Here is a 26,467-nt window from a genome sequence, read left to right on the forward strand (position 1 = left end):
TATCAGTTAGGTTAAAAAGATGTTCAGTGAAACAGCACCTGAAAAGATGCCCAGTATCAGGCCTACCATGACATCCGTCGGATAGTGCAGACCGAGATAAATTCTTGAAATTCCTACCGTTACTGCAAGCGGCAAAAGAACGGCAGTGAAGGCTGGATAAGCAATCATAAGAGGGGTAACCAACGAAAAAATAGCTGTTGTATGCCCTGATGGGAATGAATGATCTTTTAATGGATTTTCTAATACTTTTGTATGTTTTAATTGAATATACGGTCGTTGTCTCGGATATAGTTTTTTAGCAATGGCGACAGGAATATGGCTAACAGCTAGAGAAAACGCGCAAGCGTAAGCTACGGACGAAGGATGCAGAAATAGCAGCAAGCACGCTATTACAATGGTGAACGTGGCTCCGCCGACGTGAGTTAGCAAACGTAAAAATCTATTTAAGTGCTTTCGGTCAAAATGTTGGTTTACACTTTTGAATAATCGGCATTCGGCATCGTATACATACTGAATTAATTTGGCTTTCATAAAGTCGCTCCCTTTTTAATAAATACGTCTTTATTATTCAGTTTAATCCTTAATTGTGGAGGCAGTACTAAAACGATGTAAATTAATATGGAAATTTCTTTACAATTGTGGAGAGAATAGAACATGATTAGAGAGTTTGTGGAGATACTAAAAAAATTCCCTCAGTATGACTTTCTGAGGGAACGTTTCCTTTATAATGAAGAATCAGATTTCTTAATAGATTTATAATACTGCCCTTTTTCTACATATTCTGTACGAATGCGCTGCATATCTTTTAAATCTTCTTCAGTCAGAGTGCGAATCACTTTAGCGGGTCGGCCGAGTGCAAGGGTATTAGGCGGGATTTTTTTGCCGGGAGGTACTAAGCTTCCAGCACCGATAAAAGCACCTTCACCAATTTCCGCGCCGTCTAAAATAATAGAACCCATGCCAATGAGCGCGCGTTTGCGGATGATGGAGCTATGCAAAATGACCTGGTGCCCTATTGTCACATCATCCTCAATAAGCAAAGGAGCATTTGGGCTTTGGTGGAGTGTTGACTGATCTTGGATATTTACTCGTTTACCGATAATAGTAGGTGAAACATCTCCTCTAATAACAGTGTTAAACCAAATGCTGCTTTCTTCACCAATGGTGACATCTCCAGTAATGGTGACATAATCTGCGATAAAGCAGCTGGGTGCAATGGTAGGCATTTTTTCTTTATACGGATAAATCATCAAATCATCTCCCTTTATTAGTTGAAAAAAAGTAGTAAATCTTCTAATGTAAGTGTACAAAGGTTTTTTAAGCAGGTAAACAAAAAAAGGAAGAAGGAGTAACTCAAATGCATAAATGGGAAGCAGTAAATCCAAAAGGCGTTATTGTCATGGTCCATGGAGCAGCGGAGCATCACGGACGCTATCGCTGGCTGATTGAGATGTGGCGTTCAGTTGGAATGCACGTAATTATGGGAGACCTTCCTGGCCAAGGCTTAACAACGAGAAGAAGAGGACATATCCTATCCTTTGATGAATATGTATATGAAGTAGAAGAATGGGTACGTGAAGCGCAAAAATATGATTTGCCTATTTTCCTTTTAGGGCACAGTATGGGAGGATTGGCAGTTATTCGTACGCTGCAGACAAAAAATCTCCCTATATGGGGTGCGATTCTTTCCTCTCCTTGTCTAGGATTAAAAGAGCAAGTACCAGCGTATTTGGATATGTTATCTAAAGGATTAAATAAAGTCATGCCGAACAAACTTTTTGATTTGGGTCTCACTGTTGAAAAAGCAACAAGAAACCAAGAAGTTCGAGATGAAGATGAAAACGACTCACTTTACGTTACAAAAGTTTCTGTAAGATGGTATCGAGAATTGATTCAAGCTGTTAACTTAGCTTTTAAAGATATCGACCGATTGCCTGACGTTCCGCTTCTTGTGATGCAGGCAGGAGAAGATAAAATTATTGAAAAATTGATTGTTAGACAGTGGTTTGATGAAATAGAATTAAGTGAAAAAATTTACAAAGAATGGTCTCAGTTGTATCACGAAATCTTTAATGAGCCTGAAAGAGAATACGTTTTTACATATGCGAAAAGTTTTGTTGATCTTCACATTTAATGAGTGTTGTAAGAAATTGAGGTGAAAATAAATGAAGATTCCGTCTCATCCTATTTCATTAATGAGAAAAATTTATCGAGAAGTGTTTCCTGTCGTTCATCATGAGCTCAATCATTGGCGCGAACGTGCAAAAGAGATCCCTAATAAAGAATTGCGTACCCAAGCATTAGCAAGTATCGATACAAAAACTTTTCATTGTGAAGGAGGCGGCATCCTATCGATTTTAGCGAAAGAAAACATGATTGAATGCGTAAAATTCATTGTTGCTTACCAAACAATCAGCGATTACTTAGATAACTTATGTGACCGCAGCAATTCGCTCGACCCTAAAGATTTTGCAGCCTTACATGAATCGATGCCAGATGCGTTGACTCCTCATGCAGCTCTTGGCGACTACTATCGTTTTCGAGAGGATAAAGACGACGGAGGATACTTAGCTGAACTTGTCCAGACTTGTCAGCAGTCCTTGCGAAAAGCTTGTAATTATCATATAGTCTCTTCACATTTATTAGAACTAGCTACTTATTATTGTGATTTGCAAATACATAAGCATGTTGAAATCAAGGAAAGAGTTCCACGATTAGAGAATTGGTTCGATGCTCATCGGCACAGTGTTCCTGAAATGGAGTGGTATGAATTTTCAGCGTGCTCTGGTTCAACGTTAGGCATTTTTTGCTTAGTCGCTTACAGTTTTCAAGAAGAGATGACCGAAGAAATGACACAGAAAATAAAAGCGGGATATTTCCCTTATATTCAAGGCTTACATATTTTACTGGATTATTTAATTGACCAAGAGGAAGATAAGGTCGGAGGAGATTTGAACTTTTGTTTTTATTATCCTCATTATCAGCAAATGATGGATCGCTTTTTGCATTTTGTCGTAAAAGCGGATGAATATGCTAAAAACCTTCCGGATTATCACTTTCACTGCTTTATCTATAAAGGACTCTTAGGCGTTTATCTATCGGATCAAAAGGTGCGGGCACAAAAACAAGTTCATGTGAATGCACGTAGACTAATAAAAGCGGGAGGAGCACTCAGCTACTTTTTCTATATCAACGGACGTTTGTACCGAATGTTAAAAAGATAAGCCATACGCGGCTTATCTTTTTTCAATAGCAATGATGAACGGAGGATTATTTTGCTGATTCATGAAGCGATATTGTAAAACATGGACGTCTTTTTGATCAAGACTTTGGACAAATGTTAATAAATCGTCTCTTTCTTGTTTTCCTTGATCGTGTCCATGATAAATAACGAGCACAATCACTCCTTCAGGGGCTAGCAAATCAAGCAACTGTTCAATTGCAGAGATTGTTGTTTCAGAAGTGGTAACGATGTCTTTATCTCCACCTGGCAAATAACCTAAATTAAAGACAGCGCCCGTGACTCGTCCATTAATAGAATGAGGAAGCATGTTTATATTGCTGTGGCTTTCTTGGATAAGCGTTACTCTGTTTTCTAGGTTATGTTCTGTCAGACGCTGCTGAGTTGTTTGAATTGCTTGGGTTTGAATATCAAATCCATACACATGACCTTTATCTCCGACTAAGTTAGCTAAGAACAGTGTGTCATGTCCATTTCCTGCTGTAGCATCAATCGCGATATCTCCTTCGGCCACAGCATTAGTAAGCAGCGTGCGGGCAAAGGGTAAGATACGTTCTATTTTCATCTTTCCATCAACTCTTTTTTGTAATATTTTCCTTGAAAGCTTTGGCGACGTTCGAGCTCTTGGTCAATGGCATTTAATACGCTCCACTTATTCACGCTCCACATCGGTCCAATCATGAGGTCTATCGGTCCATCACCTGTAATACGATGAACAATCATCTTAGGAGGAATCACTTCAAGCTGATCGCATACAAGTTTTACGTATTCTTCAAATGAAAGAAATTCAACAAGGCCTTTTTCATACTGTTTGACCATAGGAGTTCCTTTTAGCAAATGAAGCAGGTGAATCTTAACTCCTTGAACGTCCAATTTTGCTACTTCACGTATCGTTTCCATCATCATATCAGGTGTTTCTAAAGGCAAGCCGTTAATGATGTGAGAACAAACGCGAATACCGTGTTTTCGAAGCTTTGCTACACCATCTATATAGCATTGATGATCATGTGCCCGGTTGATAAGCAGTGAAGTTCGTTCGTGAACCGTTTGTAGTCCAAGTTCTATCCATAGATAAGTTCGTTCATTTAATTCAGCCAAATACTCCACCACATCGTCGGGAAGACAGTCAGGGCGAGTGGCGATAGAAAGTCCAACAACTCCGGGAAGCTTTAAGACGGCTTCATACTTTTCACGAAGCTCCTTGACAGGGGCATGAGTGTTAGTGAATGCCTGAAAGTAAGCAACGTATTTTCCATCTTTCCATTTATGATGCATTTTTTCCCGAATTTCATTAAATTGTGTGACAAGATCATCCGCTCTATTCCCGGCAAAGTCTCCTGAACCAGCAGCGCTGCAAAACGTACAGCCGCCGTGAGCTACCGTGCCGTCTCTGTTTGGACAATCAAATCCTCCATCTAAGGCTACTTTAAATACCTTATGGCCAAAGTGGTTACGTAAGTGATAGTTCCACGTATGATAACGTTTGTTTTCAGCTTTATACGGAAATGGGTTTGTCTGATTCAAATCAGCAACCTCCTTTTTACATGCAATATACATCAACAAATTGTATCAAAAACGTGAAAAAGTGCCAAACAAATTTAAGGATGCTTATATTTAACAGGTTCTTTTTGTCGTAAACGAGAGTAAAGTTGCGCAAAATAAAACCGAAATGAACGAATAGGAGGAATAGAGAATGACAACTCGTCAAGCAGTGGATCAACTTATGCAGCAGTGTGAAGATGCTATTCGCTTTGGACAAGGTCAGTTACAGGAAGGCATGAAGCAAGAACATTATAATGACACTGAATATACAAAAGCACAAGAAAAATTAGAAAATGCTTATAAAGAGATCGAGGAATTTTCCCACAGTGCAAATGCACAGCAAAGAGAGCAGCTATATCGCATGCGCCTACAAGTTCAGCAGCTGCAAAATAAATTGATCACAACTCAGCATTAAGGAGAGGATTTTATGGCAACTCGTTCAAATCAAAATAACCCGGAACAAAAAACAAAAAATGGTGTCAACAGCAACGATATTGAGCTAGGAAAAGACTTTGATCCGGTAAAAGAATTAAAAGCACGAAACAGCAAGCGTGCACAGCCGGTTCGTTCGAAGCAAAAATAAATCGTAAAAAGGTGATTTTGCATGATATTGTCATGTGAAATCACCTTTTTAAATAGTCAGCGAATTTCAAATAAATTGTCTATATGTAAAAGCATTGCGAACCCCTTAAGAAAAGACTAGAATGTACGTTGGCATTCAAATAGATAGGGGGGAGATCAATGCCCAAATCACTTTGGTTTTTGATTATTGGTATGCTTGTAAACGTAACGGGAGCTTCATTTTTATGGCCTCTCAATACAATTTATATAAATGAACATTTAGGAAAGTCGTTATCCGTTGCAGGAGTAGTTCTTATGTTGAATTCTGCTGCAAGCGTAGTGGGGAATTTGCTCGGGGGAACACTTTTTGACAAAATTGGAGGATATAAATCCATTTTATCAGGAATTATTATTACCCTTATTGCATTAGTGGGACTGGTGTTTTTCCATGGTTGGCCTACATACGTTGTCCTCTTGGTTATTGTAGGGTTTGGATCTGGTATTGTGTTTCCATCTATGTATGCAATGGCAGGCTCTGTTTGGCCGCAAGGCGGAAGAAAAGCATTTAATGCGATGTACGTTGCTCAAAATGCAGGAGTGGCTATTGGCGCGGCAGTAGGAGGCGTTGTGGCGTCTTATTCATTTACGTATATTTTTTTAGCTAATACACTTTTATACGTTATTTTTCTGCTTATTGCTATTTTTTCATATCGTCATATTTCGGTTACAGTTGGGCAAACGAATGTCCTTAATGAAGCCGGTAGTATTAAGCATAGAACGAAGCTGACGGCCCTTCTTATTTTATGTACAGGGTACGTATTATGCTGGGTCGCGTATGTGCAGTGGCAAACAACGATTGCTACGCATACGCGTGAGCTGAATATACCTCTTTCTAGCTACAGTTTGCTTTGGACGATTAACGGCATTTTAATTGTAGTCGGTCAGCCTTTGATTGTGCCTATTATTCAAAAAGTAGCAAAGACATTAAAAGTGCAAGTTCTGATTGGGACGGTTATTTTTGTGGCTTCTTTCATCATCGTGGTGAATGCAACGACATTTCCGCAGTTCTTAACAGCCATGGTTGTGTTAACAATCGGAGAAATGTTCGTTTGGCCAGCAATTCCAGCTGTTGCAAGTCAGTTAGCTCCATCCGGAAAAGAAGGGTTTTATCAAGGCGTAGTTAACAGTATGGCTACTGCAGGTAAAATGATTGGCCCTCTCTTTGGAGGCGTTATTTTTGATATGTTTAATATGTCTACGCTGTGTTATTTATTAATTGCGCTATTGTTATTTAGCATGTGTACAACATGGATATACGATTATAAATTAAAAGAAAAACGTCAGCGTTCACTAACCATCTCTAAATAAATAGAGGTGGTTTTATTTTTGACTGTTAAATAAACGTAGGAATGTCTTTAGTATTCCTTTAATAATATAGTAAGAGTCGTGACAAGCAAAGAAAGGAGTATATACCTGCAAATATGTAAGCGTTTTCTAATTATGTGACTTCATGGGGGGCTAAACATGCTTAGTATGATTGGATTAATTGGAGGATTATTGTTACTCATTGTATTAACGATGAGAGGCATGAATTTATTTATAGCAGGTCCACTCAGTGCTTTAGTTGTTGCTTTAACAAGTGGCATGCCTTTATTTCCACAGCTTGTTAAAGAAGAAGAAGCAAATTTTGTTGGGAATTACATGTCTGGTTTCACAGGTTTTATTGCTTCTTGGTATTTAATGTTTCTATTGGGCGCAGTTTTTGGAAAAGTGATGGAAGACAGCGGGGCTGCTGATAGTGTTTCACGTTGGATTGTCAGTAAACTTGGGATGAAAAGAGCGGTGTTGGCGATTGTACTTGCCTGTGCTGTCTTAACATACGGGGGAGTCAGCCTGTTTGTAGTGGCATTCTCTGTCTATCCAATGGCTTTGAGCCTATTCAAACAAGCCGATTTACCGAGGCGGTTTATTCCTGCTGCTTTAGCGTTTGGTTCCGTTACATTTACGATGACTTCGGCTGGGTCGCCTGAAATCCAAAACTGGATTCCAATTGAATATTTGAAGACTAGTCCATATGCAGGATGGGAAGTTAGTTTAATTGTAGCAGTAGTGATGGCTGTATTCGGCTACTGGTGGTTAAAGCGCTTGATTTCAAAAGCAGTTAAAAATGGAGAGCGTTTTATATCGCGCGAGAAAGACCCAGTAGTAACAGAAGGTCAGTCTTTGCCTAATCCGCTGTTAAGCTTGCTTCCGCTTGTTGTCGTGCTTATTATTTCTTTTGCGCTTCATAAGCCACTTCAGCAATCTGCTTTGATTGTCGCACTTTTAAGTGGCATCATTGTTACCTACATTGTAAACCGAAAATACTTTAAAGGGTTTTGGAATGCAGCTTCAGAAGGAACGCTGGGGGCGTTAATTGCTATTGGGAATACAGCTGCTGTCGTAGGTTTTGGAGGAGTGGCCAAGGCGGTTCCTGCGTTTGGAGTGGCTGTAGATGCCATGACGCATATTCCAGGAAGTCCGTTAATCGGGGGAGCTATTGCCGTGAGTGTTATCGCAGGGATGACAGGTTCGGCTTCAGGAGGTCAGGCGATTGCTTTGCCGATTTTAGCACCTCACTATCTTGATGCTGGTGTAAATCCAGAAGCTCTTCATCGTGTAGTGGCTATTTCTTCTGGAGTGTTAGATTCCTTGCCTCATAATGGTTACGTGGTCACAACGATTAATTCTATTTGTGGAGAAACTCATAAAGATGCCTATGGATCGGTTGCAGCGATGACGGTGATTGTTCCGCTTGTCGGTCTTGTGCTTGCGATTATTCTGTTTTCTTTTGGACTTGGCATTTAATAATAGCAGCTAAAGAAAGTAGAGAGCGTACCCTAGTACGCTCTCTTTTTTTGTGTGGCGTTGCACGTATGTTTTTGAGAGAAGTTGTTTATATATAAGAATAAAAGAGAAGATTTGGCAACAAAGCAGTGCTGCAGCGTAGAAACTTTTACAAAATCCGTTGAACAACTTGCAGTTTGCGAACATATTATTTACAATACAAGGTAGTATGATGTAAAAACTATGATAAGGAATAGTAGTGAACGAAGCGAGCTAAGAGAGCTGACGGTTGGTGCGAGTCAGCAAACGAGCGTTCATGAACTCACCTTGGAGTTGTAAATGTGAAGTAAAGTAACATTTACCGTCTATCCGCGTTAAGGAAAATGAGTGAGTACATAATTGTGCTAATTTGGGTGGTACCGCGGGAAGTTTATTCAACCTCTCGTCCCTTTGTTTGAGGGATGAGGGGTTTTTTAGTTTAATTAAATACAGCTGGAGCGTACAAGGAGGATTATGTATGGCTTTTAATCATGAAAAGATCGAACAAAAATGGCAAAAAGTTTGGGAAGAAAATAAAACATTTAGAACAACAGAAGACGAAGGAAAGCGTAAATTTTACGCATTAGATATGTTCCCTTATCCATCTGGAGCGGGTTTACACGTTGGGCATCCAGAAGGTTATACAGCAACGGATATTTTATCTCGAATGAAGCGTATGCAAGGATACAATGTACTTCATCCGATGGGATGGGATGCATTCGGGCTACCTGCTGAACAGTATGCATTGGATACAGGAAACGATCCGGCTGAATTCACTGAACTTAACATTAATAATTTCCGTCGTCAAATCAAATCGTTAGGTTTCTCTTATGATTGGGAACGTGAAATTAATACGACTGATCCAAACTACTATAAATGGACGCAGTGGATTTTCTTACAGCTATATAAAAAGGGCTTAGCTTATGTAGATGAAGTAGCTGTTAACTGGTGCCCTGCTCTAGGAACGGTACTTGCGAACGAAGAAGTTATTGATGGCAAAAGTGAGCGTGGAGGACACCCGGTAGAGCGCCGCCCAATGAAGCAGTGGATGCTTAAAATCACAGCTTATGCAGATCGCTTACTAGAAGATTTAGATGAGCTTGATTGGCCAGAAAGTATTAAAGAAATGCAGCGCAACTGGATTGGTCGCTCGGAAGGAGCTCACGTTCACTTCACAATCGATGGATACGACGAAACATTTACTGTATTCACAACGCGTCCTGATACGCTATTTGGTGCAACGTATGCTGTTTTAGCACCTGAACATCCGTTTGTAGAAAAAATTACAACAGCCGAACAAAAAGAAGCAGTAGAAGCGTATTTAGATCAAATTAAAAGCAAAAGCGATTTAGAACGTACAGACTTAGCAAAAGACAAAACAGGTGTATTCACTGGTGCTTATGCGATTAACCCTGTAAATGGCGAGAAAATGCCAATTTGGATTGCTGACTATGTTTTAATGAGCTATGGCACAGGTGCAATTATGGCTGTTCCGGCTCATGATGATCGCGATTATGAATTTGCGGTTAAATTTAAACTGCCGATTAAAGAAGTAGTAGCGGGCGGAGACGTTTCAAAAGAAGCTTATACAGGCGACGGCGAGCATGTTAATTCAGACTTCTTAAATGGTCTAGATAAAGAAGAAGCAATTTCAAATATGATTGAGTGGCTTCAAGCAAATGAAAAAGGTGAAAAACAAGTAACATACCGTCTGCGTGACTGGTTATTCAGCCGCCAGCGCTACTGGGGTGAACCAATTCCTGTTATTCACTGGGAAGATGGCACAACAACTGCAGTGCCTGAAGATCAGCTTCCGCTTGTGTTACCAAAAACGTCTGAAATCAAACCATCAGGTACAGGAGAATCTCCTTTAGCAAATATTGATGAATGGGTGAACGTTGTAGATCCGGAAACGGGCAAAAAAGGGCGCCGCGAAACAAATACAATGCCTCAATGGGCAGGCAGCTGCTGGTATTACTTACGCTACATTGATCCAACAAACAGTGAAGCGTTAGCAGATGCAGATAAATTAAAAGAATGGTTGCCGGTTGATATTTATATCGGTGGAGCTGAACACGCTGTTCTTCACTTATTGTATGCTCGTTTCTGGCATAAGTTTTTATATGATATTGGCGTAGTTCCAACAAAAGAGCCGTTCCAAAAACTGTTTAACCAAGGTATGATTCTTGGAGAAAACAATGAAAAAATGAGTAAGTCAAAAGGTAACGTTGTAAACCCAGACGAAATCGTAGAGAGCCACGGCGCAGACACGCTTCGCCTTTACGAAATGTTTATGGGACCTTTAGATGCATCAATCGCTTGGTCAACAAAAGGGCTTGATGGTGCGCGCCGTTTCTTAGATCGTGTATGGCGTTTACTTGTTGAAGATAATGGTGAATTAAGCAGCAAGGTTCAAGAAAGCAATGATACTACACTTGAACGCGTGTATCACCAAACGGTGAAAAAAGTAACGGAAGATTACGAAGGTCTTCGTTTTAATACAGGTATCTCTCAACTAATGGTATTCATTAACGACGCATACAAAGTTGACGTGCTGCCAAAACAATATGTAGAAGGGTTTGTGAAGCTATTAGCACCAATTTGTCCTCATACGACCGAGGAATTATGGAGCAAACTAGGTCACGAAGATACCATTTCATATGAGGCTTGGCCTGCGTTTGACGAAGCAAAACTTGTAGATGATGAAGTGGAGATTGTCGTTCAAATTAACGGTAAAGTACGTGCAAAAGTAAACGTACCTGCTGAGGCATCTCGTGAAGAACTTCAAGATATTGCAATGGCTAATGAAGACGTTCAAGAGTTCATTGAAGGTAAGACAGTGCGCAAAGTGATTGCTGTGCCTGGTAAATTAGTAAACATCGTAGCTAATTAATTATTGATGTAGAACAGAACCCCTGACTAAAGAGCAGTCAGGGGTTCTGTTCTAGACTTAAGCGCCTGATGTCGACATCAGGCGCTTATTCAAAACTTTGAAGTTGTATCAATGATTCGAAAAGCTTAGGCATGTTACTGCTTAAGCTTTTTTATTTAGTGGCATAAAGGTATTTGAATTTGCTACAATAGCGATAGCAAGCTGAATGAAAGAATAGAGAGGGATGACAAAGATGGAAGAAGTAAAAGTAATTACGCCTGAAGAGCTTCAAAAACGCGTTGAAAATGGAGAAGAACTTCATTTAGTTGACGTGCGTGAAGATGAGGAAGTAGCAGAAGGAATGATTCCAACTGCTAAACACATTCGCATGAATGATATTCCAACTAATGTGGATTATTTCGATAAAGACAAAGAATATATTTTCATTTGCCGTTCTGGCCGCCGCAGTGAAAACGTATGTTACTACCTTCAAGAACAAGGATATAAAGTAACAAATATGGTTGGCGGCATGTTAGAATGGGAAGGAAAAACGGTTAATAAATAAGAAAAAAGCGCCTTTGGCAGGCGCTTTTTTCTTTTTAAATTAAACTTCTACATCTGCCTAAACTGATAGTAAGAAAATAAATGATGACTAAATCTATAAAAGTCTTCATAAAAATAGAGGTAGGAAGAAGTTAAAAATCAGTATAAAAACCATCATCGAGAGAAACAGTCCATTCTGATTGAAACAAATTTGATAGGACAAGGTGGTAGAAGCTGTGATACAAGTGAAAATGTTTGATAAAGAGCATGAAAAAGATTTAGAGTTTGCGGTGAATCGATTTTTACGGAAATTAGAAGATGAAGATGTCGTGGATATTAAGTACCAAGTGACAGTGGATGTCGATCGTGATGAGCAGGTGTACTGCTTTTCAGCCATGGTTATGTATAAAGCCTAGCATATTATGCTAGGCTTGTTGCAAATTCTCCTGCATTACTGCCAGCTAAACGGCCTGTTACAAGAGCAGAAGTGATATTGTATCCTCCAGTGTATCCGTGAATATCAAGAATTTCCCCGCAGAAGTAAAGGCCTTGCATAAATTTCGAAGACATTTCTTTCGGGTGAATTTCTTTAACTGATACGCCGCCTCCTGTGACGAATGCTTTCTCTAAAGAAAGTGTGCCGTTTACAGCAAATTCAAATCGTTTGCACAGTCTTGAAAACTCTCTCAGTTTCTCATGATGAAGCTGTCCCGCTAGCGCTTGGCTATCAATAGTTGCTTGCTCAAGTAAAAATAATAGATAGCGTTCAGATACAAAACCTTTTAAAACATTTTTAATCGCTTTTTTCGGCTCTTCTTTTGTCATTTTGGCTAATTTTTGACAAATCTCTTCTTCATTTTGACTAGGAAATAAATCAAGAGACATTTGAACAGTATTGCTTTTTTGTTTCTTTAACTCTTTAACAACATATTGGCTGCAGCGGAGAGCGGCGGGACCAGAAATGCCAAAGTGAGTGAAAATCATATCCATTTGATGAGTAATGACAGGCTTGCCTTTTTTATTAAGTACGCTTAGTCCCACGTTGCGAAGCGATAGACCTTGAAGCGTTTTAGTTTTAATAAACCGTTCGCTAGATGTAATAGGAACTTCTGTTGGATAAAGTTCGGTAATTTTATGCCCCGCATCTTTTGCCCATTGATAACCGTCTCCTGTCGAACCTGTATGAGGCACTGATTTTCCACCTACTGCAATCACAGCGCTTTTCGTTTGGATTGCTTCCCCGTTTTGAAGCACAACTTCTTTGACGGTGTTATTCTCATAGTTTACGCGTTTAACGGCTGTATTGGTGCGAATTGTCACACGAAGACGGCGAAGTTCGCTAATTAGTGCATCAACAACGGATTGAGCTTTATTGCTGACCGGAAACATACGCCCGTGATCTTCTTCTTTTAATTTAATTCCAAGACCTTCAAAATAGGAGATGATATCTTCGTTATTAAAAACAGAAAACGCACTGTATAAAAAGCGTCCGTTTCCTGGAATGTGTTTAATAAGTTCATCAATTGGAAGGCGGTTTGTTACATTACAGCGCCCGCCTCCAGAAATGGCAAGCTTTCTTCCGAGTTTATTGCCTTTATCAATTAATAATACGTTTGCACCTGCCTCACCAGCTGCAATCGATGCCATCAAACCAGAAGGTCCCCCTCCGATTACGACTACATCATATATCATATTTTCACCAACCTGTCTATTCTTAAAAAATTTTAGTTTGTTCACTGACAAATCTCTCAACATTGGATAAAATGGGCTATAGTCTTTGTTTTTTAGTTTGTTGATGAGTGCGAGTGAGTATAAGACCTTTCTTAGTGTATACTGTCACTTGCTTCTTTTCAATTCTATCATTATTATCAGTATGTAACATTAAGTATCGGAGGCAAACGTATGTCTGATTCAAAATTGTTAAGAGGGACCTTTGTGCTAACGCTCGGCACCTATGTATCCCGAATCTTGGGAATGATTTATTTATTTCCATTTGCGATCCTTGTTGGAACCGTAGGGGGAGCACTGTTTGGTTACGGATATAACCAATATGCTATTTATTTAAGTATTGCTACAGCCGGTATGCCAATGGCCGTATCGAAATTTGTGTCAAAATATAATGCACTCGGTGATTATTATACGAGTAGAAGAATGTACCGGGCCGGCATGAAATTAATGCTTGTCACAGGAATACTTGCATTTTTACTTTTATATTCATTAGCTCCCGTTATGTCTAGAATTACACTGGGAGGTTCTGATTTAAATAACTCTCTAGAAGATGTAGTAATGGTTATGCGAATGGTGAGTGTCGCGTTAATTGTAGTACCGATGATGAGTTTAATGCGAGGATTTTTCCAGGGGCATCAGTCTATGGGGCCAACGGCTGTTTCACAAGTAGTTGAACAGCTTGTGCGGGTTGTCTTTTTATTGGCATCCACTTATATTGTCATCAAAGTTGTACATGGGAGTCTTGCATTAGCCGTTGGATTTGCTACGATGGGGGCTTTTGTAGGAGCTCTTGCTGGACTGGCCGTGTTAATTTGGTACTGGAAAAAACGAAAGCCCCATCTCGATAAAATGGTAAACGAGCAGACGGTAACGCCTACGCGTATTTCTACCGTATCTATTTTCAAAGAGCTGCTTACGTATTCATTGCCATATGTATTTGTCAGCTTAGCTATTCCGCTTTATCAGTATGTGGATCAATTCACATTTAACCGTGCGATGGTAGCGGCTGGACAAAAAGAAATAGCGGAGTCAATGAATGGAATTGTTCAGTCTTATGTTCCAAAGCTTGTGATGATTCCTGTCTCATTAGCTACTGCGTTTGGTTTGACTCTTGTACCAACGATTACACGTTCATTTGTGAATAAAGATTATAACGTACTGCAAAAGCAAATTGATCAAACATATCAAACCATTATGTTCCTTGTGCTGCCAGCATCTGTAGGATTAATGGCTTTAGCTGGCCCAGCATATACGTTTTTCTTTGGAACAGATGCATCAGATGCAGGTGGAAATGTCTTGCTTTATTATGCGCCAGTAGCTTTATTGTTCTCATTTTTTACGGTTAATGGAGCTATTTTACAAGGAATCAACAAACAAAAATATGCTGTTTTAAGTCTATTATTTGGGTTGATTGTGAAAATTGTCGTGAACGTTCCATTTATTCTTATGTTCCACGAGATTGGTTCAGTTTTAGCGACAGCGCTAGGCTATATCGTATCTCTTGTTTATATGTTTGCGCTTATTCAAAAACACGCAAAATATAATTACAGTGAGTTTGTAAAACGCTCTGTGCTCATTCTTATTTTTGTTGCAATTATGGGAATCAGTGTAAAAATTGTCGCAGCAGTGATTGGCCTGTTTACAACAACGGGACGATTTTCTGCCACTGTTATTACGATTGTAGGAGCAGCAGTAGGCGGACTTATTTACTTTATTATTACCTACCGTTCAAGCCTGCTTGAGAAAGTAATGGGAGCGAGGGTAACAGGTGCAATTGAACGAAAAATACTGCGCCGAAATAAACAGCGCAGTGCATAAGAAGATGACTCGTCAGAGTCATCTTCTTTTCAAAAAAAGGAGGATATTACATGCGTTTGGATAAATTGCTTTCTACCATTGGGTACGGAAGTCGAAAAGAAGTTAAAGGTCTTTTAAAGACGGGAGCTGTTAAGGTAGATGGTACAGCAGTTAAAGATGCTAAAGTACACGTTAATCCAGATGAACAAGAAATAACTGTGCATGGCGAAGCCGTTTCTTATCGAGAATTTGTTTACTTTATGCTTCATAAGCCGCAAGGTGTCATATCAGCGACGGAAGATTCTCTTCATGAAACAGTAGTGGACTTACTAGAAATTGACGATGCTGTGTATGACCCATTTCCGGTAGGGCGTTTAGACAAAGATACAGAAGGGCTCTTGCTACTGACAAACGACGGTCAGCTTGCGCATCAGCTGCTGTCTCCTAAAAAGCACGTTCCTAAAACGTATTTTGCAAAAATTAATGCACCGGTGACTGAAGAAGATGCTGAAGCATTTAGACAAGGCGTTACGCTTGATGATGGCTACGTAACAAAATCAGCAGAATTAAAGATACTAAAGAGCGGTGTGGAATCAGAGATTGAATTAACGATCGTTGAAGGGAAATTTCATCAAGTGAAGCGTATGTTTGAAGCAAGAGGAAAAAAAGTAACGTATTTAAAACGTTTATCTATGGGAGCTTTGCTATTAGATGAGTCGTTAGGTTTAGGAGAGTACAGGGAGTTAACGGAAGAAGAACTAGCTTTATTGCAGAAATCCAATGCCTAAGAAGAGGCGAAAGAAAAAGGAACCTAAGTCTAAAATGGTTCCTTTTTTTGTCCACTTTGTTAGACAAGTGAAACATTTCACGTTAAAGCACTTAAACGAGTACCAACTCTGCTTGACGTGCAAATGGAGCGGGGGACTATGCACTCGTCCAAGTCTTGACTTTCTACTGCGTAGAATTTTATCTCTATATATAAATCACTTACTACCCTTGAAATAAACTTACTAGGATGACATCTTGACCTTCTTTTGCGTAGTCGTCCATGTACCGCGACTTGGGCTGCGAACTAAATCATTATATGCTAACACATTCAAGTCACGCTGAATGGTTCTTGGTGTAATACCAAATTCGTCTACGAGCTCTTGCGTTGTAACTGTTCCATTTTTACAAATGAACATATAGACCGATTTGATACGAGTTAGCATTCGATTAGTTGAAGGTTTCAAAAAACCACTTCCTTATTCGTTTTTCGTAAGGCACAACTTCTTTATAACTCTGAGATGTCAAGCACTATTTCAGTCCTTATACTTATTGTACACAAAATCGACAGAAAAATAAAAGAGAAAACGCAAATTAACACAATATTTACAAAAAATGATATAAATATGTAATCCTTTCGTAACATCTCCTTCTTCTATTTGCACATTTTTTATAGTATATGTAAACAATAAACAAATAGAATCCGTTTTTATTGATTGTGCCTACAAATTATTTCCCGGAATTTTGGCTCTATAAACCTTTGATATGAAGGGAAAGAGACAGTTATTTCTTTCTATATAAAGGTATGATAAAGTTAAATTTACCAATAGTAATGATAGACATAATCTGTAAAAACAGGTAAAGGAGATAAGCAGATGACGGCAATTAATTGGAAAGAGGAAGTTCAAAAAAGAGAAGCTGAAATTCTAGCTGAGACACAGCGTTTTCTACAAATTAAAAGTGTTTTGACAAGCACAGAAAAAAAAGAAGAGCCATTTGGACCTGGCATTGCTCAAGCGCTTCACTTTCTTTTAGATAAAGGAAAAAATGATGGGTTTTCGGTCAAGAACGTGGACGGATATGCAGGTCACATTGAAGCAGGAGAAGGGAAAGACCTTCTTGGCATTCTTTGTCACATAGACGTTGTCCCAGAAGGAGACGGGTGGTCGGTTGATCCATACGGCGGTGAAATAAAAGACGGGAAAATTTTTGCTAGAGGAGCCATCGATGACAAAGGCCCGACGATGGCTGCTTATTATGCAATGAAAATTGTGAAAGATTTAGGACTTCCGCTATCTAAACGAGTTCGAATGATTATTGGAACGGATGAAGAAAGCGACTGGAGATGTGTGGATCATTACTTCAAGCATGAAGAGATGCCAACTATGGGGTTTGCACCCGATGCGGATTTTCCTATCATCTATGCTGAAAAAGGCATTACAGATGTAGAAATTCGCCAGCAGCCGATTGAAGGAACAAAGGGAAGCGTTCAGCTCACATCGTTTGCGTCTGGGCGACGATATAATATGGTTCCTGATCTTGCAACAGCAGTTCTTGAATTTCAACGTGAAACGGATATTAAAAATAAGTATGATCAATTTTTAAATGATGAGTCCTTAAAAGGTTCTATAAAAGAAAAGAAGGGGTTGTACACACTTACTCTAGAAGGAGTTTCAGCACATGGTAGTGTTCCTGAAAAGGGGAGAAATGCTGGGCTTACACTTCTTCGCTTTTTACACACACTAGAACTTGATGAACAAGCTAATCAGTTTGTTGGTTATGCAAATGCGTATTTAGTCCAAGATTCACTAGGAGAAAAAATGGGCTTAAATCGTAAAGATGAGGTCACTGGTGATTTAACGATAAATGTTGGAATCATGTCTTATAGTCAAGAAGAAGCGGGACACTTTGGTTTGAACATTCGCTATCCTGTGTCAGCTCATATTGACGACATTATTGATACAATTAAAGCAAAAAGTGAATCTTATCAAATGACTGTCAAACATTTTACAGATTCCAAACCACATCATGTTGATCAGAAACATGAGCTTATTCAAACGCTTCAAAAGGTTTATCAAGAACAAACAAATGAAGAACCTACACTTATTTCAATCGGAGGAGGAACATACGCAAGATCATTAGAAGCGGGTGTGGCATTTGGCCCTCTTTTCCCAGGCCGTGAAGACGTAGCACATGAAAAAGATGAATACGTGGTAATTGAAGATTTGCTTAGTGCAACAGCTATCTATGCACAAGCTATCTACGAATTAACTAAATAAAAAAGCGAACGCCTTTGCGCTCGCTTTTTTATTATTCAAATGAGAACAAATCGCTTGATAAATAGCGTTCACCTGTATCGCAAGCAATACATACGACCACTTGATCAGGAGATAATTTTTTGGCTACCTCGATAGCAGCATAGCACGCAGCGCCAGATGAAGGGCCGACTAAAATTCCTTCTTCAGAAGCCAAGCGTCGCGTAATATCGTAGGCTTGTTCATCTTTAATTTTTAAAATTTCGTCGTAAACATCTACATTAAGCGTATCAGGAATGAATCCAGGGCTTGTTCCTATAAGCTTGTGCTTTCCAGGTCTTCCTCCAGATAATACCGGAGACCCAGCTGGTTCCACAACGTGAACAGTCATATTTGGATAGTTTTCTTTTAGGACTTCACCGGTGCCTGTAATCGTTCCGCCTGTTCCAGCAGTAGCGACAAAAGCAGATAGGTCTTTTCCTAACTCGTTCATTGCCTCGATAATTTCCTTAGCAGTCGTTTTTCGATGAGCGTCAGGGTTTGCATTATTTTTAAACTGCATGGGCATAAATGCGTTTGGAATTTCTTTTGTAAGCTCTTCTGCTTTGCGAATTGCTCCGGGCATTTTCTCATCGCCGGGTGTTAGAACAACTTCAGCGCCATATGCTTTTAACAAGTTGATTCGTTCTTGAGTCATTGTATCTGGCATGACTAAAATAGAGCGATATCCTCTTGCCGCTGCATTCATAGCTAAGCCAATACCTGTATTTCCGCTCGTTGGTTCAATAATAGTAGAATTTTCATTGAGCAAGCCTGCTTTTTCAGCTTCCACAATCATATTAAAAGCAGCACGATCTTTTACACTACGGCTCGGATTAAAAAATTCTAGTTTTAAGTAAACGGATGCTCCATCTGCTGGTTGAAGACGATTCAATTTAACAAGAGGTGTCTCGCCAATCAAATCAGCCATATTATTAACAACTTTCATTTTTCTCATCCTTTTCTTATAAAAATTCTCTGTATTGTTTCTATGATAACACAAATTCTTATTTTTTAAGCACATGACAAATTTTCAGAAAAACCTCTCTATTTTATTCAAAAAACCTTTAAAATAAATCTAATTCTTTTTGAACATAAAAAATTGGGGAAAGATAATGAAAAGAAAAGGAGCGATTTGATGAAAGGTGATAAACATTATTTTATTGGAATCAACGTGCCTGTATCCGTTGCGCATCAGGCAGAAAGTTGGGCAAAGGAATTAACGCCTTTTCCTTTCAAACAAAGGACATACCCTGAGGATTATCATATAACGCTACAATTTTTAGGGTTTGTAGGTAACAAAAAGGAAAAGCTGATTAGCCACTTAAAAGAAGTAGCCTCTCAGCACTCAAGCTTTTCACTGCAGACAGGTCAGTACGATGTGTTTGGTGCGTATAACAAGCCTAGAGTGCTATATGTAAGCCTTAAGCTAAACGATGAGCTTGTGAATCTGCAAAGGGATATACAGGCCGTATGGGAAGACCTAAGCGGCTTATACGAAAAACGTCCTTATCGTCCTCACATTACGATTGCAAAGAAGTGGGGAGGAGAAGCAGGGGTTTTAGGGGAGCAGTTAAAGCAAACGTCAATTGAAGAACAGTTTCAAGTAAGTTCATTTGCCCTTTTTGAAGTTCATCCTGCTAGCAAACCTAAATATAAAAAAATACTATCTTTTTCATTGCAGTCACAGTAGCATATGAACATACAAGTGTGGAGAGGTTATTTAAAAATCACTCTTGTTAAAGGAAAGAAAACGCCGATGATAATAGAGAAACAATCGGTGAACAAAGTTTTAGAGGAATTTTAATTAGGGGATTGATGTAAACGTGGCGCAGCTACTTAAGGTGCAAGATTATATTTCCCGTTATGAAAAAGACGTTTATCACTACACGTCTCAGTTTAATCATTTAAAAAAACATAATTGGAAGCAAGCGAAACAATTGTTTGAAGAAGGACTATTACATGAGCCGCCTGTACAAGAAAAAACAAAAGCTCATCGTTCATTTTTTCAAAAAGCAAAAGAACGATTTACAAGAAAAAAAGAAACGTTTGAAGTGGAAGAAGAGTTCTCTAGCGATAGCATGGAAAATCAAGAACTATTGAGGTTTACGACTCTTCCATCAACAGAGGAAGATTTGAAAATATTGTTTTTAGAAAATGTATTTGATCTTCAAATGAAATGGGCTACATCCACTTTATTTGAGTTCTCACAAGCAGATCGAAAATATTACCATGATGAAGCTCTCCGTTATTTTATTCAGCGCTTTCCCGATACGTATCTCGTGATGTACAAGCCTGTTTTCCTGCTTAATAAAGCTCCAATAGAAGGAGATATCATTATTGTTACTCCAACGGAAACCCTCTGTATTTGTTTGATAGAAACATATAAAAGCGCTGTTTTTCAGTATTCAAAAGAAAACTTTTGGACAGAGTTAAGAGGAAGAGATCGAAAAAAAATATTAAACCCTTTAATTGGGTTAAATCGAACGGAGCAAATTGTCCGAAGCATCTATCGCACTCACGATATCGAACATAACGTAAAGAAAGTATTGCTGAGCAGAAATGGATACATTGATTACGCTGCGGAGCCCTATCAAGTTGAATTTATAGATGCTAGAAAGTATAAAGAGTGGTTTTATGAACTTAGGAAGGCTAAAGCGCCTTTAAAATTTAATCAGATGAAAGCAGCTCAAGTACTGCTTGAACACAGCCAAAGTATTTATTTTGACAAAGAATTTGAAGCAGGTGAATAATACACACATTCATACTATGAAAGTGCTTTCGTTTTTGCGTTTGCTACATATAATGCTACTAAAGAGATAATTGACATAAGGAGGAAAAAAGATGACTGGTGATAATAAGTTTCAGGCTTATTTAGATCAAATAGATCGTATTACTCTTTTAGTTCCAACTTCTTATCATGAAGGTCAAATTGATTTTTTTGTGATTAAAAGTACACAAATGCATGAGACCATCTCTATTGAAAGCGTACATGAATTAGAAGGTTTTATTAAATATGAAGGCAAGGTTAAAGCTAGCATAGAAATTGGACATTCGTACGTTATCTGTGATAACTACGGGGAGAAAGTTCCGCTGCAGGTAGGGGCTGTTATACGAACTAAGGAGTTTGATGAGAGATTTTATTATAATCAAAATGATTTGGGGGCAGTCTTTTGTTCAGATCATATTACGGTAAAAATCTGGGCTCCGACTGCATCAGCAGTGGTTTTAAAATTAATACATGCGAAGAGCAGGGAAGAACAACTATACGTCATGACTCGTCAAAGAAAAGGCGTGTGGGAAAAGGAACTTCCCTTAGATAAAGAAGGATATTATTATCGGTTTTTAATAGACGTAAACGGCCGGACAAATGAAGCGGTGGATCCTTATGCCGTTGCAGCTACAGCAAATAGTGAATACGGAGTTCTGATAAATCTTCATACAACTTATGTCCATCTCCATGAAAAACCGCCTTTTCTTCAGCCAACGGATGCTGTTATTTACGAAATGCACGTGCGAGACTTTTCTATTCACCCTTCAAGTGGAATAGAGGAAAAAGGTACGTATCTAGCTGTTACTGAATCAAGTGGGCAGCCAGGCAAAACAACAGGACTTCACTATTTAAAAGAACTAGGAGTCACCCACCTTGAATTTCTTCCTATTAACGACTTTGGAGGAGTAGATGAATTAAATCCTCACGCTTCTTATAATTGGGGGTACAATCCACTGTTGTTTAACGTGCCGGAAGGAAGTTACTCTGCTGATCCTTCAAATCCTGCCACTCGTATCGTTGAAGTGAAACAATTAATATCAACACTTCATCAACAGGGATTCCGTGTTATTATAGATGTAGTTTATAATCATGTATTTGTACAAGAAGAATCTCCTTTTGAAAAAATTGTTCCGGGCTATTATTTTCGACACGATGAGTTTGGGATGCCTTCGAACGGGACGGGAGTAGGAAATGATTTTGCGTCTGAACGGAAAATGGCGCAAAAATTTATTATCGATTCAGTATTATTTTGGATAAAAGAGTACGGTGTTGATGGTTTTCGATTTGATCTCATGGGGATTTTAGATGTAGAAACGATGAACATCATTCGGAAAAAAATAAATGAAATTGATTCCACTATTTTGGTGTTTGGCGAAGGCTGGGATTTAAATACTCCTCTTCCACACAATCAAAAAGCAATTATGGCGAATGCCAGCCAAACGCCTCAAATTGGCTATTTTAATGATCGCTTTCGAGATTCTGTAAAAGGAAGCACGTTTGATATATATGAAAAAGGTTTTATCAGCGGAAATCCTCATCAAAAAGAAGCGGTGCAATCTGTGATAGCGGGGAGCATTCTAGATAAAGATGACGGTCGGTCTTTATTTATAAATCCAGCACAGTCAATTAATTACGTTGAATCACATGATAATCATACGCTGTGGGATAAGTTAATAAATTCAAACGGAGAAGAAGACGAAGACACTCGTAGAAGTCGCCACCGTCTTGCTACTGCTATTGTTCTTCTTTCGCAAGGTATACCATTTCTTCATAGTGGTCAAGAATTTTACCGCACTAAAAAAGGTGTAGAGAACAGCTATAATTCACCTGATGATATTAATGCACTTGATTGGAATCGAAGAATGGAATTTTCTTCTGATGTAAATTGGGTTCAAGAGCTGATTCGTATTCGCAAACAGCACGGTGCATTCCGTTTGGAAGATGCTTCAGCGATTAGGCAGCATGTCTCTTTCCTAAACACGCCGCAATCCGTTATTGGCTACTGCTTATCAAATGTATTGGCGTATGGTCCGTGGAAGAATATTATCGTGTTTTTTAATCAAGGCCTAATGGAAGAAACAGTGGTTTTGCCAGAAGGTTCATGGAAAATAGCACTTGATCATTGTAAAGTATATAAAAATGGGTATCCTACTATAGAGGATAATGTCATAAACGTTTCAAAGCTTAGCGTTCTTATTTTATTTCAAACATAATTATTGTCTTCAACCACTTGACGAAAAAAGTGTGATGGAGATAATATTTATAAAGGATGGCTATTGATACATATCCTCAATAGCCGTCTTTTTTATTTACTAAGAAAATAACGTCATGATGTCTTAATAGATTGCTTTATTGAGTGAAATTTTTAAACGAAATGTGTGTGTTGAAATTGAAGGTGAATTGGTTGGAAGATATACTAGGAAGCGAATGGGAAATTACTCCTGCTGGCGGAGCGACAGGAGAAGCTTATTTTGCAAAATTTCAAGACCGAAAGCTTTTTTTAAAGCGTAATTCATCACCTTTTTTAGCAGTATTGTCAGCTGAAGGAATTGTACCGAAGCTCGTGTGGACAAGACGAATGGAAAATGGAGATGTGATCACGGCTCAGCACTGGCTAGATGGTCGAGAATTAAAACCAAAAGATATGAATTCGAGTCGAGTGACAGAATTGCTTAGTAAAATTCATCATTCAAACGAGTTATTAGATATGTTAAAGAGGTTAGGAAAAACACCGCTTCTTCCTGAAGACGTGCTAGCCGATATTCTAGAGAACGTGAACGAACGACTTCAAAACGAGAGTATTGTAGAGCAGGGAATTAGCTATTTACAAGCAGAGCTTCCATCCGTTCAGACAGATAAATATGTTGTGTGTCACTGTGATGTGAATCACAATAACTGGATGCTTGGAGAGGATACGCAGCTATATTTAATTGATTGGGATGGAGCGATGATTGCAGACCCTGCTATCGATTTAGGTTTGTTGCTTTATTGGTACATCAATCCCTCTCAGTGGGAAGAATGGCTTGAGCATTATGGGGTTGAACTAACTGAAAACTTGAAAAAGAGAATGAAGTGGTATGTGATAAGTCAAACCATTTTGTTTATTGAATGGCATCGTTCGAAAAATGAGCATTCTGAAATGAATTACTGGCTTGAATATCTTCGGATGTTACTCGTTAACGACATTCAAGCACAGTAGCAAAGATTATGACAAGGTAGATAGTTCTTGGACCCACTGTGATAAATTTTGTTGATTGGTTTGAATATGTTCGTCTAAATGAGTAGCACTTTTTGCATCTTGCGTGTATTTGTACACGTTTTGTAGTGTTGCTTGTACATTTGTGCTAGCATATCCTTTTGCTAACATTGATTGAATTAAACGTTCAACCTGTTCACATTCCGCAACCGTTCCGCAGCAATCACTTTGATGATTAGATAAAATATCTTTTAATATATTCATTTGGTGTTGGGCATTTAAAGGCATTAAGCATCATCCTTTCTCGTATGATGCTCTTATTTTTTTCTATCTAAACACAATTATGCATGAGAATGTCGGTTGTTTCGAATGACCGACATTTTCAATGCGTCAAAAATACATTAAAGAGGTGCAGTATGAGATTACGAAACAAACCTTGGGCGAAGGATAAAATTGCTGAAAATCCCCATTATGTTGTTCCAAACCCAGCAGACTACAAAGGGAAATGGAAAGAGGTTTTTGGGAATGAAAACCCCCTTCATATTGAAGTAGGAACAGGAAAAGGCCAGTTTTTAGTAGGAATGGCTAAACAAAATCCTCATATCAACTACATTGGAATTGAAATGTATGAAAGTGTCATCTTAAGTGCGCTAGAACGATTGATCGAAGAAGAGCTACCGAATTTAAAGCTGTTGAATGTAGACGCTAACCATCTTAGTGAGTTCTTTGTAAAAAATGATGTGGATCGCGTTTATCTCAATTTTTCTGATCCATGGCCTAAAAAGAGACATGCCAAGCGCCGTTTAACATATAAAACGTTCTTAAGCATGTATGAAAATCTGCTGGTTGATGGTGGAGAAATTCACTTTAAAACAGATAATCAAGGGCTATTTGAGTATTCATTAACAAGTTTTTCAGAATATGGACTTCTTCTCAAATACATTAGCTTAGATTTGCATAAAAGCGATTTTGAAGGCAATGTTATGACGGAATATGAAGAGAAGTTTTCACAAAAGGGCAGCCGCATTTATCGCTGTGAAGTAAAATACCTGAACGAAAAAGACTGAGTTGCTCAGTCTTTTTTTGTTCAAAAAAAGAAGAAGATAGTGATAAAATAAAAAGGAATATAATGGAGGTGTAAAATGGAAACGTTAACAATAGGCGAATTAAAAGTGACGTGGCTTCGTGGAGGGAATAATCATTTAGACGGAGGGGCAATGTTTGGTGTTGTTCCAAAAGAGCTTTGGACAAAAAAATATCCTATCTCAGAAGGAAATCGAATTCCCATGAGAACTGATCCTTTGCTCGTTCAAACTGAAAAACACCTTATGTTAATTGATGCAGGCATAGGAAATGGTATGTTGGATGAGAAAAAAAAGCGTCATTTTGGTGTAACGGAAGAATCATTTATTGCTGAAGATTTACAAAAGCTAGGGTTTACGTGCGAAGATATTACTCATATCATTATGACGCATCTTCACTTTGATCATGTGTCAGGCTTAACAAAATGTATAAACGGACAGTTTTCCTCTTCTTTTCCAAATGCGCAAATTTTTGTTAGTGAAATTGAGTGGAATGAAATGAGAAATCCTAATATACGTTCTAAAAATACGTACTGGAAACAAAATTGGGAATTTATTCAACATCAAGTGATAACGTTTAGCGACAAAGATGAAATTTTGCCTGGAGTAACGGCTCATCATACCGGCGGTCACAGCGATGGTCATGCTGTAGTTGTAGTAAAAGGAAACAATGACATCTTAGTGCACATGGGCGATCTTTTGCCAACACATGCACATCAAAATGTCTTATGGGTAATGGCATATGATGATTATCCAATGACTTCGATTGAACAAAAGCAGCAGTGGCTAGCTTATGCCTATGAGCATCAAGCTTGGCTAAGTTTTTATCATGATGCTTTTTATCGAGCTGTAAAATGGGATAATAAAGGAGAAATAGTTGACGAAATTAAACGGATGCATTCAGCGTCAATTCAATAATAGCACCGCTTTTTTTATCAACGAAAAACTCGTAGTGTTCCTGTTTTGCATCACGTGTTCTGGTAATTCCGCCTGTATAACCATAAAAAGAGAGACCATGTTTTTGAATAACTTTAGTCGTTGTTTCAATCCACGAGCCGTCGATTGCCCCATTTTTTTTGAAGGCGCTTTTAACAATCGTAAGGGCTTCCGATGAGGAAATTGACGACTTTCTTTTTTGAATAATATAAGCGCTTGCAAAGCCGACTACTGCTCCTGCTACTAGTTGAGTCCATTTCACGTTATTCACC

27 protein-coding genes and 1 other annotated feature are annotated in these 26,467 nt (G+C 38.7%); of the genes, 18 read left to right on the plus strand and 9 right to left on the minus strand.

Annotation, left to right across the window (positions count from 1 at the left end; all coding sequences use genetic code 11):
* Positions 1–6: 6 nt before the first annotated feature.
* Both ACLHDF_RS13250 and ACLHDF_RS13255 read right to left on the minus strand, forming a co-directional pair.
* Complete coding sequence (locus ACLHDF_RS13250; protein ID WP_413919235.1) at positions 7–531, minus strand: phosphatase PAP2 family protein; 525 nt, start codon at positions 529–531, stop codon at positions 7–9.
* A 191-nt stretch (positions 532–722) separates the two neighbouring features.
* Positions 723–1,250 (minus strand): gamma carbonic anhydrase family protein, encoded by a 528-nt coding sequence (locus tag ACLHDF_RS13255; RefSeq protein WP_413919236.1) that lies wholly within the window; start codon positions 1,248–1,250, stop codon positions 723–725.
* A 107-nt stretch (positions 1,251–1,357) separates the two neighbouring features.
* Here ACLHDF_RS13255 and ACLHDF_RS13260 point away from each other — a divergent pair, with 107 nt between their 5' ends.
* Both ACLHDF_RS13260 and ACLHDF_RS13265 read left to right on the plus strand, forming a co-directional pair.
* On the plus strand, positions 1,358–2,134 hold the full coding sequence (locus ACLHDF_RS13260) for an alpha/beta fold hydrolase (protein WP_013059532.1): 777 nt from the start codon (positions 1,358–1,360) through the stop codon (positions 2,132–2,134).
* 31 nt (positions 2,135–2,165) lie between these two features.
* Positions 2,166–3,224 carry a tetraprenyl-beta-curcumene synthase family protein gene (locus tag ACLHDF_RS13265; protein ID WP_413919237.1) on the plus strand — a complete coding sequence of 353 codons (1,059 nt, stop codon included), beginning with the start codon at positions 2,166–2,168 and terminating at the stop codon, positions 3,222–3,224.
* Between the two features lie 12 nt (positions 3,225–3,236).
* Here the strand turns inward: ACLHDF_RS13265 and ACLHDF_RS13270 are convergent, their stop codons facing one another.
* Positions 3,237–3,806 carry a class I SAM-dependent methyltransferase gene (locus tag ACLHDF_RS13270; RefSeq protein ID WP_413919238.1) on the minus strand — a complete coding sequence of 190 codons (570 nt, stop codon included), beginning with the start codon at positions 3,804–3,806 and terminating at the stop codon, positions 3,237–3,239.
* Positions 3,803–4,765, minus strand: coding sequence for a TIGR01212 family radical SAM protein (locus ACLHDF_RS13275; protein ID WP_413919239.1), 963 nt, complete (start codon positions 4,763–4,765; stop codon positions 3,803–3,805). Before ACLHDF_RS13275 ends, ACLHDF_RS13270 begins: the two co-directional genes overlap by 4 nt.
* Before the next feature lie 169 nt (positions 4,766–4,934).
* On the opposite strand from ACLHDF_RS13275, the gene ACLHDF_RS13280 reads away from it, so the two are divergent.
* The 7 genes from ACLHDF_RS13280 (at position 4,935) to ACLHDF_RS13310 (ending at position 12,040) form a co-directional block, all read left to right on the plus strand.
* Positions 4,935–5,198 (plus strand): YtzC family protein, encoded by a 264-nt coding sequence (locus ACLHDF_RS13280; RefSeq protein WP_013059528.1) that lies wholly within the window; start codon positions 4,935–4,937, stop codon positions 5,196–5,198.
* 12 nt (positions 5,199–5,210) lie between these two features.
* Positions 5,211–5,366 carry a glycogen biosynthesis protein GlgD gene (locus ACLHDF_RS13285; RefSeq protein WP_413919240.1) on the plus strand — a complete coding sequence of 52 codons (156 nt, stop codon included), beginning with the start codon at positions 5,211–5,213 and terminating at the stop codon, positions 5,364–5,366.
* A 158-nt stretch (positions 5,367–5,524) separates the two neighbouring features.
* A complete protein-coding gene (locus ACLHDF_RS13290) occupies positions 5,525–6,712 on the plus strand; it encodes an MDR family MFS transporter (protein WP_413919241.1) in 1,188 nt (395 codons plus the stop codon).
* A gap of 156 nt (positions 6,713–6,868) precedes the next feature.
* Entirely contained in the window at positions 6,869–8,191 is a 1,323-nt protein-coding gene (locus ACLHDF_RS13295; RefSeq protein ID WP_413919242.1) for a GntP family permease, read from the plus strand.
* A gap of 213 nt (positions 8,192–8,404) precedes the next feature.
* Positions 8,405–8,623 (plus strand) — a binding site (T-box leader).
* A 64-nt stretch (positions 8,624–8,687) separates the two neighbouring features.
* Complete coding sequence (gene leuS, locus ACLHDF_RS13300) at positions 8,688–11,102, plus strand: leucine--tRNA ligase (RefSeq protein WP_413919243.1); 2,415 nt, start codon at positions 8,688–8,690, stop codon at positions 11,100–11,102.
* A gap of 232 nt (positions 11,103–11,334) precedes the next feature.
* Positions 11,335–11,646 carry a rhodanese-like domain-containing protein gene (locus ACLHDF_RS13305; protein ID WP_014457977.1) on the plus strand — a complete coding sequence of 104 codons (312 nt, stop codon included), beginning with the start codon at positions 11,335–11,337 and terminating at the stop codon, positions 11,644–11,646.
* 214 nt (positions 11,647–11,860) lie between these two features.
* Positions 11,861–12,040: a sporulation protein Cse60 gene (locus ACLHDF_RS13310; RefSeq protein WP_013059521.1), complete on the plus strand. Its 180-nt coding sequence runs from the start codon at positions 11,861–11,863 to the stop codon at positions 12,038–12,040.
* A 4-nt stretch (positions 12,041–12,044) separates the two neighbouring features.
* Here ACLHDF_RS13310 and ACLHDF_RS13315 read toward each other — a convergent pair whose 3' ends face one another.
* Entirely contained in the window at positions 12,045–13,316 is a 1,272-nt protein-coding gene (locus ACLHDF_RS13315) for an NAD(P)/FAD-dependent oxidoreductase (protein WP_413919432.1), read from the minus strand.
* Positions 13,317–13,526: 210 nt separating this feature from the next.
* Here ACLHDF_RS13315 and ACLHDF_RS13320 point away from each other — a divergent pair, with 210 nt between their 5' ends.
* A complete protein-coding gene (locus tag ACLHDF_RS13320) occupies positions 13,527–15,170 on the plus strand; it encodes a putative polysaccharide biosynthesis protein (protein ID WP_413919244.1) in 1,644 nt (547 codons plus the stop codon).
* Positions 15,171–15,220: 50 nt separating this feature from the next.
* Positions 15,221–15,937, plus strand: a complete 717-nt coding sequence (locus ACLHDF_RS13325) for a pseudouridine synthase (protein WP_413919245.1) — start codon at positions 15,221–15,223, stop codon at positions 15,935–15,937.
* Positions 15,938–16,159: 222 nt separating this feature from the next.
* Here ACLHDF_RS13325 and ACLHDF_RS13330 read toward each other — a convergent pair whose 3' ends face one another.
* Positions 16,160–16,381, minus strand: a complete 222-nt coding sequence (locus tag ACLHDF_RS13330; RefSeq protein WP_013059517.1) for a DeoR family transcriptional regulator — start codon at positions 16,379–16,381, stop codon at positions 16,160–16,162.
* A gap of 408 nt (positions 16,382–16,789) precedes the next feature.
* Here ACLHDF_RS13330 and pepV point away from each other — a divergent pair, with 408 nt between their 5' ends.
* Complete coding sequence (pepV, locus tag ACLHDF_RS13335) at positions 16,790–18,193, plus strand: dipeptidase PepV (protein WP_413919246.1); 1,404 nt, start codon at positions 16,790–16,792, stop codon at positions 18,191–18,193.
* Between the two features lie 31 nt (positions 18,194–18,224).
* Here the strand turns inward: pepV and cysK are convergent, their stop codons facing one another.
* A complete protein-coding gene (gene cysK, locus ACLHDF_RS13340) occupies positions 18,225–19,157 on the minus strand; it encodes a cysteine synthase A (protein ID WP_413919247.1) in 933 nt (310 codons plus the stop codon).
* Between the two features lie 189 nt (positions 19,158–19,346).
* Here cysK and thpR point away from each other — a divergent pair, with 189 nt between their 5' ends.
* The 4 genes from thpR (at position 19,347) to ACLHDF_RS13360 (ending at position 24,180) form a co-directional block, all read left to right on the plus strand.
* Complete coding sequence (gene thpR, locus ACLHDF_RS13345; RefSeq protein ID WP_413919248.1) at positions 19,347–19,901, plus strand: RNA 2',3'-cyclic phosphodiesterase; 555 nt, start codon at positions 19,347–19,349, stop codon at positions 19,899–19,901.
* A gap of 133 nt (positions 19,902–20,034) precedes the next feature.
* A complete protein-coding gene (locus ACLHDF_RS13350) occupies positions 20,035–20,961 on the plus strand; it encodes a hypothetical protein (protein ID WP_413919249.1) in 927 nt (308 codons plus the stop codon).
* A gap of 91 nt (positions 20,962–21,052) precedes the next feature.
* Positions 21,053–23,194, plus strand: coding sequence for a type I pullulanase (gene pulA, locus ACLHDF_RS13355; RefSeq protein ID WP_413919250.1), 2,142 nt, complete (start codon positions 21,053–21,055; stop codon positions 23,192–23,194).
* A gap of 161 nt (positions 23,195–23,355) precedes the next feature.
* On the plus strand, positions 23,356–24,180 hold the full coding sequence (locus ACLHDF_RS13360; protein ID WP_413919433.1) for a phosphotransferase: 825 nt from the start codon (positions 23,356–23,358) through the stop codon (positions 24,178–24,180).
* A 6-nt stretch (positions 24,181–24,186) separates the two neighbouring features.
* Here the strand turns inward: ACLHDF_RS13360 and ACLHDF_RS13365 are convergent, their stop codons facing one another.
* Positions 24,187–24,465 (minus strand): YtzH-like family protein, encoded by a 279-nt coding sequence (locus ACLHDF_RS13365; protein ID WP_413919251.1) that lies wholly within the window; start codon positions 24,463–24,465, stop codon positions 24,187–24,189.
* A 128-nt stretch (positions 24,466–24,593) separates the two neighbouring features.
* Between ACLHDF_RS13365 and trmB the strand changes: the two genes are divergently transcribed.
* Together trmB and ACLHDF_RS13375 are read left to right on the plus strand one after the other, a co-directional pair.
* Positions 24,594–25,244: a tRNA (guanosine(46)-N7)-methyltransferase TrmB gene (trmB, locus tag ACLHDF_RS13370; protein ID WP_413919252.1), complete on the plus strand. Its 651-nt coding sequence runs from the start codon at positions 24,594–24,596 to the stop codon at positions 25,242–25,244.
* Positions 25,245–25,319: 75 nt separating this feature from the next.
* Positions 25,320–26,177, plus strand: coding sequence for a YtnP family quorum-quenching lactonase (locus ACLHDF_RS13375; protein WP_413919253.1), 858 nt, complete (start codon positions 25,320–25,322; stop codon positions 26,175–26,177).
* Here the strand turns inward: ACLHDF_RS13375 and ACLHDF_RS13380 are convergent.
* Positions 26,146–26,457 (minus strand): peptidase, encoded by a 312-nt coding sequence (locus ACLHDF_RS13380; RefSeq protein ID WP_413919254.1) that lies wholly within the window; start codon positions 26,455–26,457, stop codon positions 26,146–26,148. The genes ACLHDF_RS13375 and ACLHDF_RS13380 overlap by 32 nt on opposite strands.
* Between the last annotated feature and the right edge of the window lie 10 nt (positions 26,458–26,467).

Origin of the sequence: Priestia megaterium (genome assembly GCF_046599315.1) — a bacterium.
Classification (GTDB): Bacteria; Bacillota; Bacilli; order Bacillales; family Bacillaceae_H; genus Priestia; species Priestia megaterium_F.

What these genes read in the sequence shown, in the direction of transcription:
- cysK (WP_413919247.1), bottom strand. Translation starts at nt 19,157, where the DNA reads ATGAAAGTTGTTAATAATATGGCTGATTTGATTGGCGAGACACCTCTT.
- ACLHDF_RS13365 (WP_413919251.1), bottom strand. Translation starts at nt 24,465, where the DNA reads ATGCCTTTAAATGCCCAACACCAAATGAATATATTAAAAGATATTTTA.
- ACLHDF_RS13295 (WP_413919242.1), top strand. Translation starts at nt 6,869, where the DNA reads ATGCTTAGTATGATTGGATTAATTGGAGGATTATTGTTACTCATTGTA.
- pepV (WP_413919246.1), top strand. Translation starts at nt 16,790, where the DNA reads ATGACGGCAATTAATTGGAAAGAGGAAGTTCAAAAAAGAGAAGCTGAA.
- pulA (WP_413919250.1), top strand. Translation starts at nt 21,053, where the DNA reads ATGACTGGTGATAATAAGTTTCAGGCTTATTTAGATCAAATAGATCGT.
- ACLHDF_RS13255 (WP_413919236.1), bottom strand. Translation starts at nt 1,250, where the DNA reads ATGATTTATCCGTATAAAGAAAAAATGCCTACCATTGCACCCAGCTGC.
- ACLHDF_RS13305 (WP_014457977.1), top strand. Translation starts at nt 11,335, where the DNA reads ATGGAAGAAGTAAAAGTAATTACGCCTGAAGAGCTTCAAAAACGCGTT.
- ACLHDF_RS13290 (WP_413919241.1), top strand. Translation starts at nt 5,525, where the DNA reads ATGCCCAAATCACTTTGGTTTTTGATTATTGGTATGCTTGTAAACGTA.
- ACLHDF_RS13320 (WP_413919244.1), top strand. Translation starts at nt 13,527, where the DNA reads ATGTCTGATTCAAAATTGTTAAGAGGGACCTTTGTGCTAACGCTCGGC.
- ACLHDF_RS13250 (WP_413919235.1), bottom strand. Translation starts at nt 531, where the DNA reads ATGAAAGCCAAATTAATTCAGTATGTATACGATGCCGAATGCCGATTA.
- ACLHDF_RS13360 (WP_413919433.1), top strand. Translation starts at nt 23,356, where the DNA reads ATGTGTGTGTTGAAATTGAAGGTGAATTGGTTGGAAGATATACTAGGA.
- ACLHDF_RS13260 (WP_013059532.1), top strand. Translation starts at nt 1,358, where the DNA reads ATGCATAAATGGGAAGCAGTAAATCCAAAAGGCGTTATTGTCATGGTC.
- ACLHDF_RS13285 (WP_413919240.1), top strand. Translation starts at nt 5,211, where the DNA reads ATGGCAACTCGTTCAAATCAAAATAACCCGGAACAAAAAACAAAAAAT.
- ACLHDF_RS13265 (WP_413919237.1), top strand. Translation starts at nt 2,166, where the DNA reads ATGAAGATTCCGTCTCATCCTATTTCATTAATGAGAAAAATTTATCGA.
- thpR (WP_413919248.1), top strand. Translation starts at nt 19,347, where the DNA reads ATGAAAGGTGATAAACATTATTTTATTGGAATCAACGTGCCTGTATCC.
- ACLHDF_RS13325 (WP_413919245.1), top strand. Translation starts at nt 15,221, where the DNA reads ATGCGTTTGGATAAATTGCTTTCTACCATTGGGTACGGAAGTCGAAAA.
- ACLHDF_RS13270 (WP_413919238.1), bottom strand. Translation starts at nt 3,806, where the DNA reads ATGAAAATAGAACGTATCTTACCCTTTGCCCGCACGCTGCTTACTAAT.
- ACLHDF_RS13375 (WP_413919253.1), top strand. Translation starts at nt 25,320, where the DNA reads ATGGAAACGTTAACAATAGGCGAATTAAAAGTGACGTGGCTTCGTGGA.
- leuS (WP_413919243.1), top strand. Translation starts at nt 8,688, where the DNA reads ATGGCTTTTAATCATGAAAAGATCGAACAAAAATGGCAAAAAGTTTGG.
- trmB (WP_413919252.1), top strand. Translation starts at nt 24,594, where the DNA reads ATGAGATTACGAAACAAACCTTGGGCGAAGGATAAAATTGCTGAAAAT.
- ACLHDF_RS13280 (WP_013059528.1), top strand. Translation starts at nt 4,935, where the DNA reads ATGACAACTCGTCAAGCAGTGGATCAACTTATGCAGCAGTGTGAAGAT.
- ACLHDF_RS13315 (WP_413919432.1), bottom strand. Translation starts at nt 13,316, where the DNA reads ATGATATATGATGTAGTCGTAATCGGAGGGGGACCTTCTGGTTTGATG.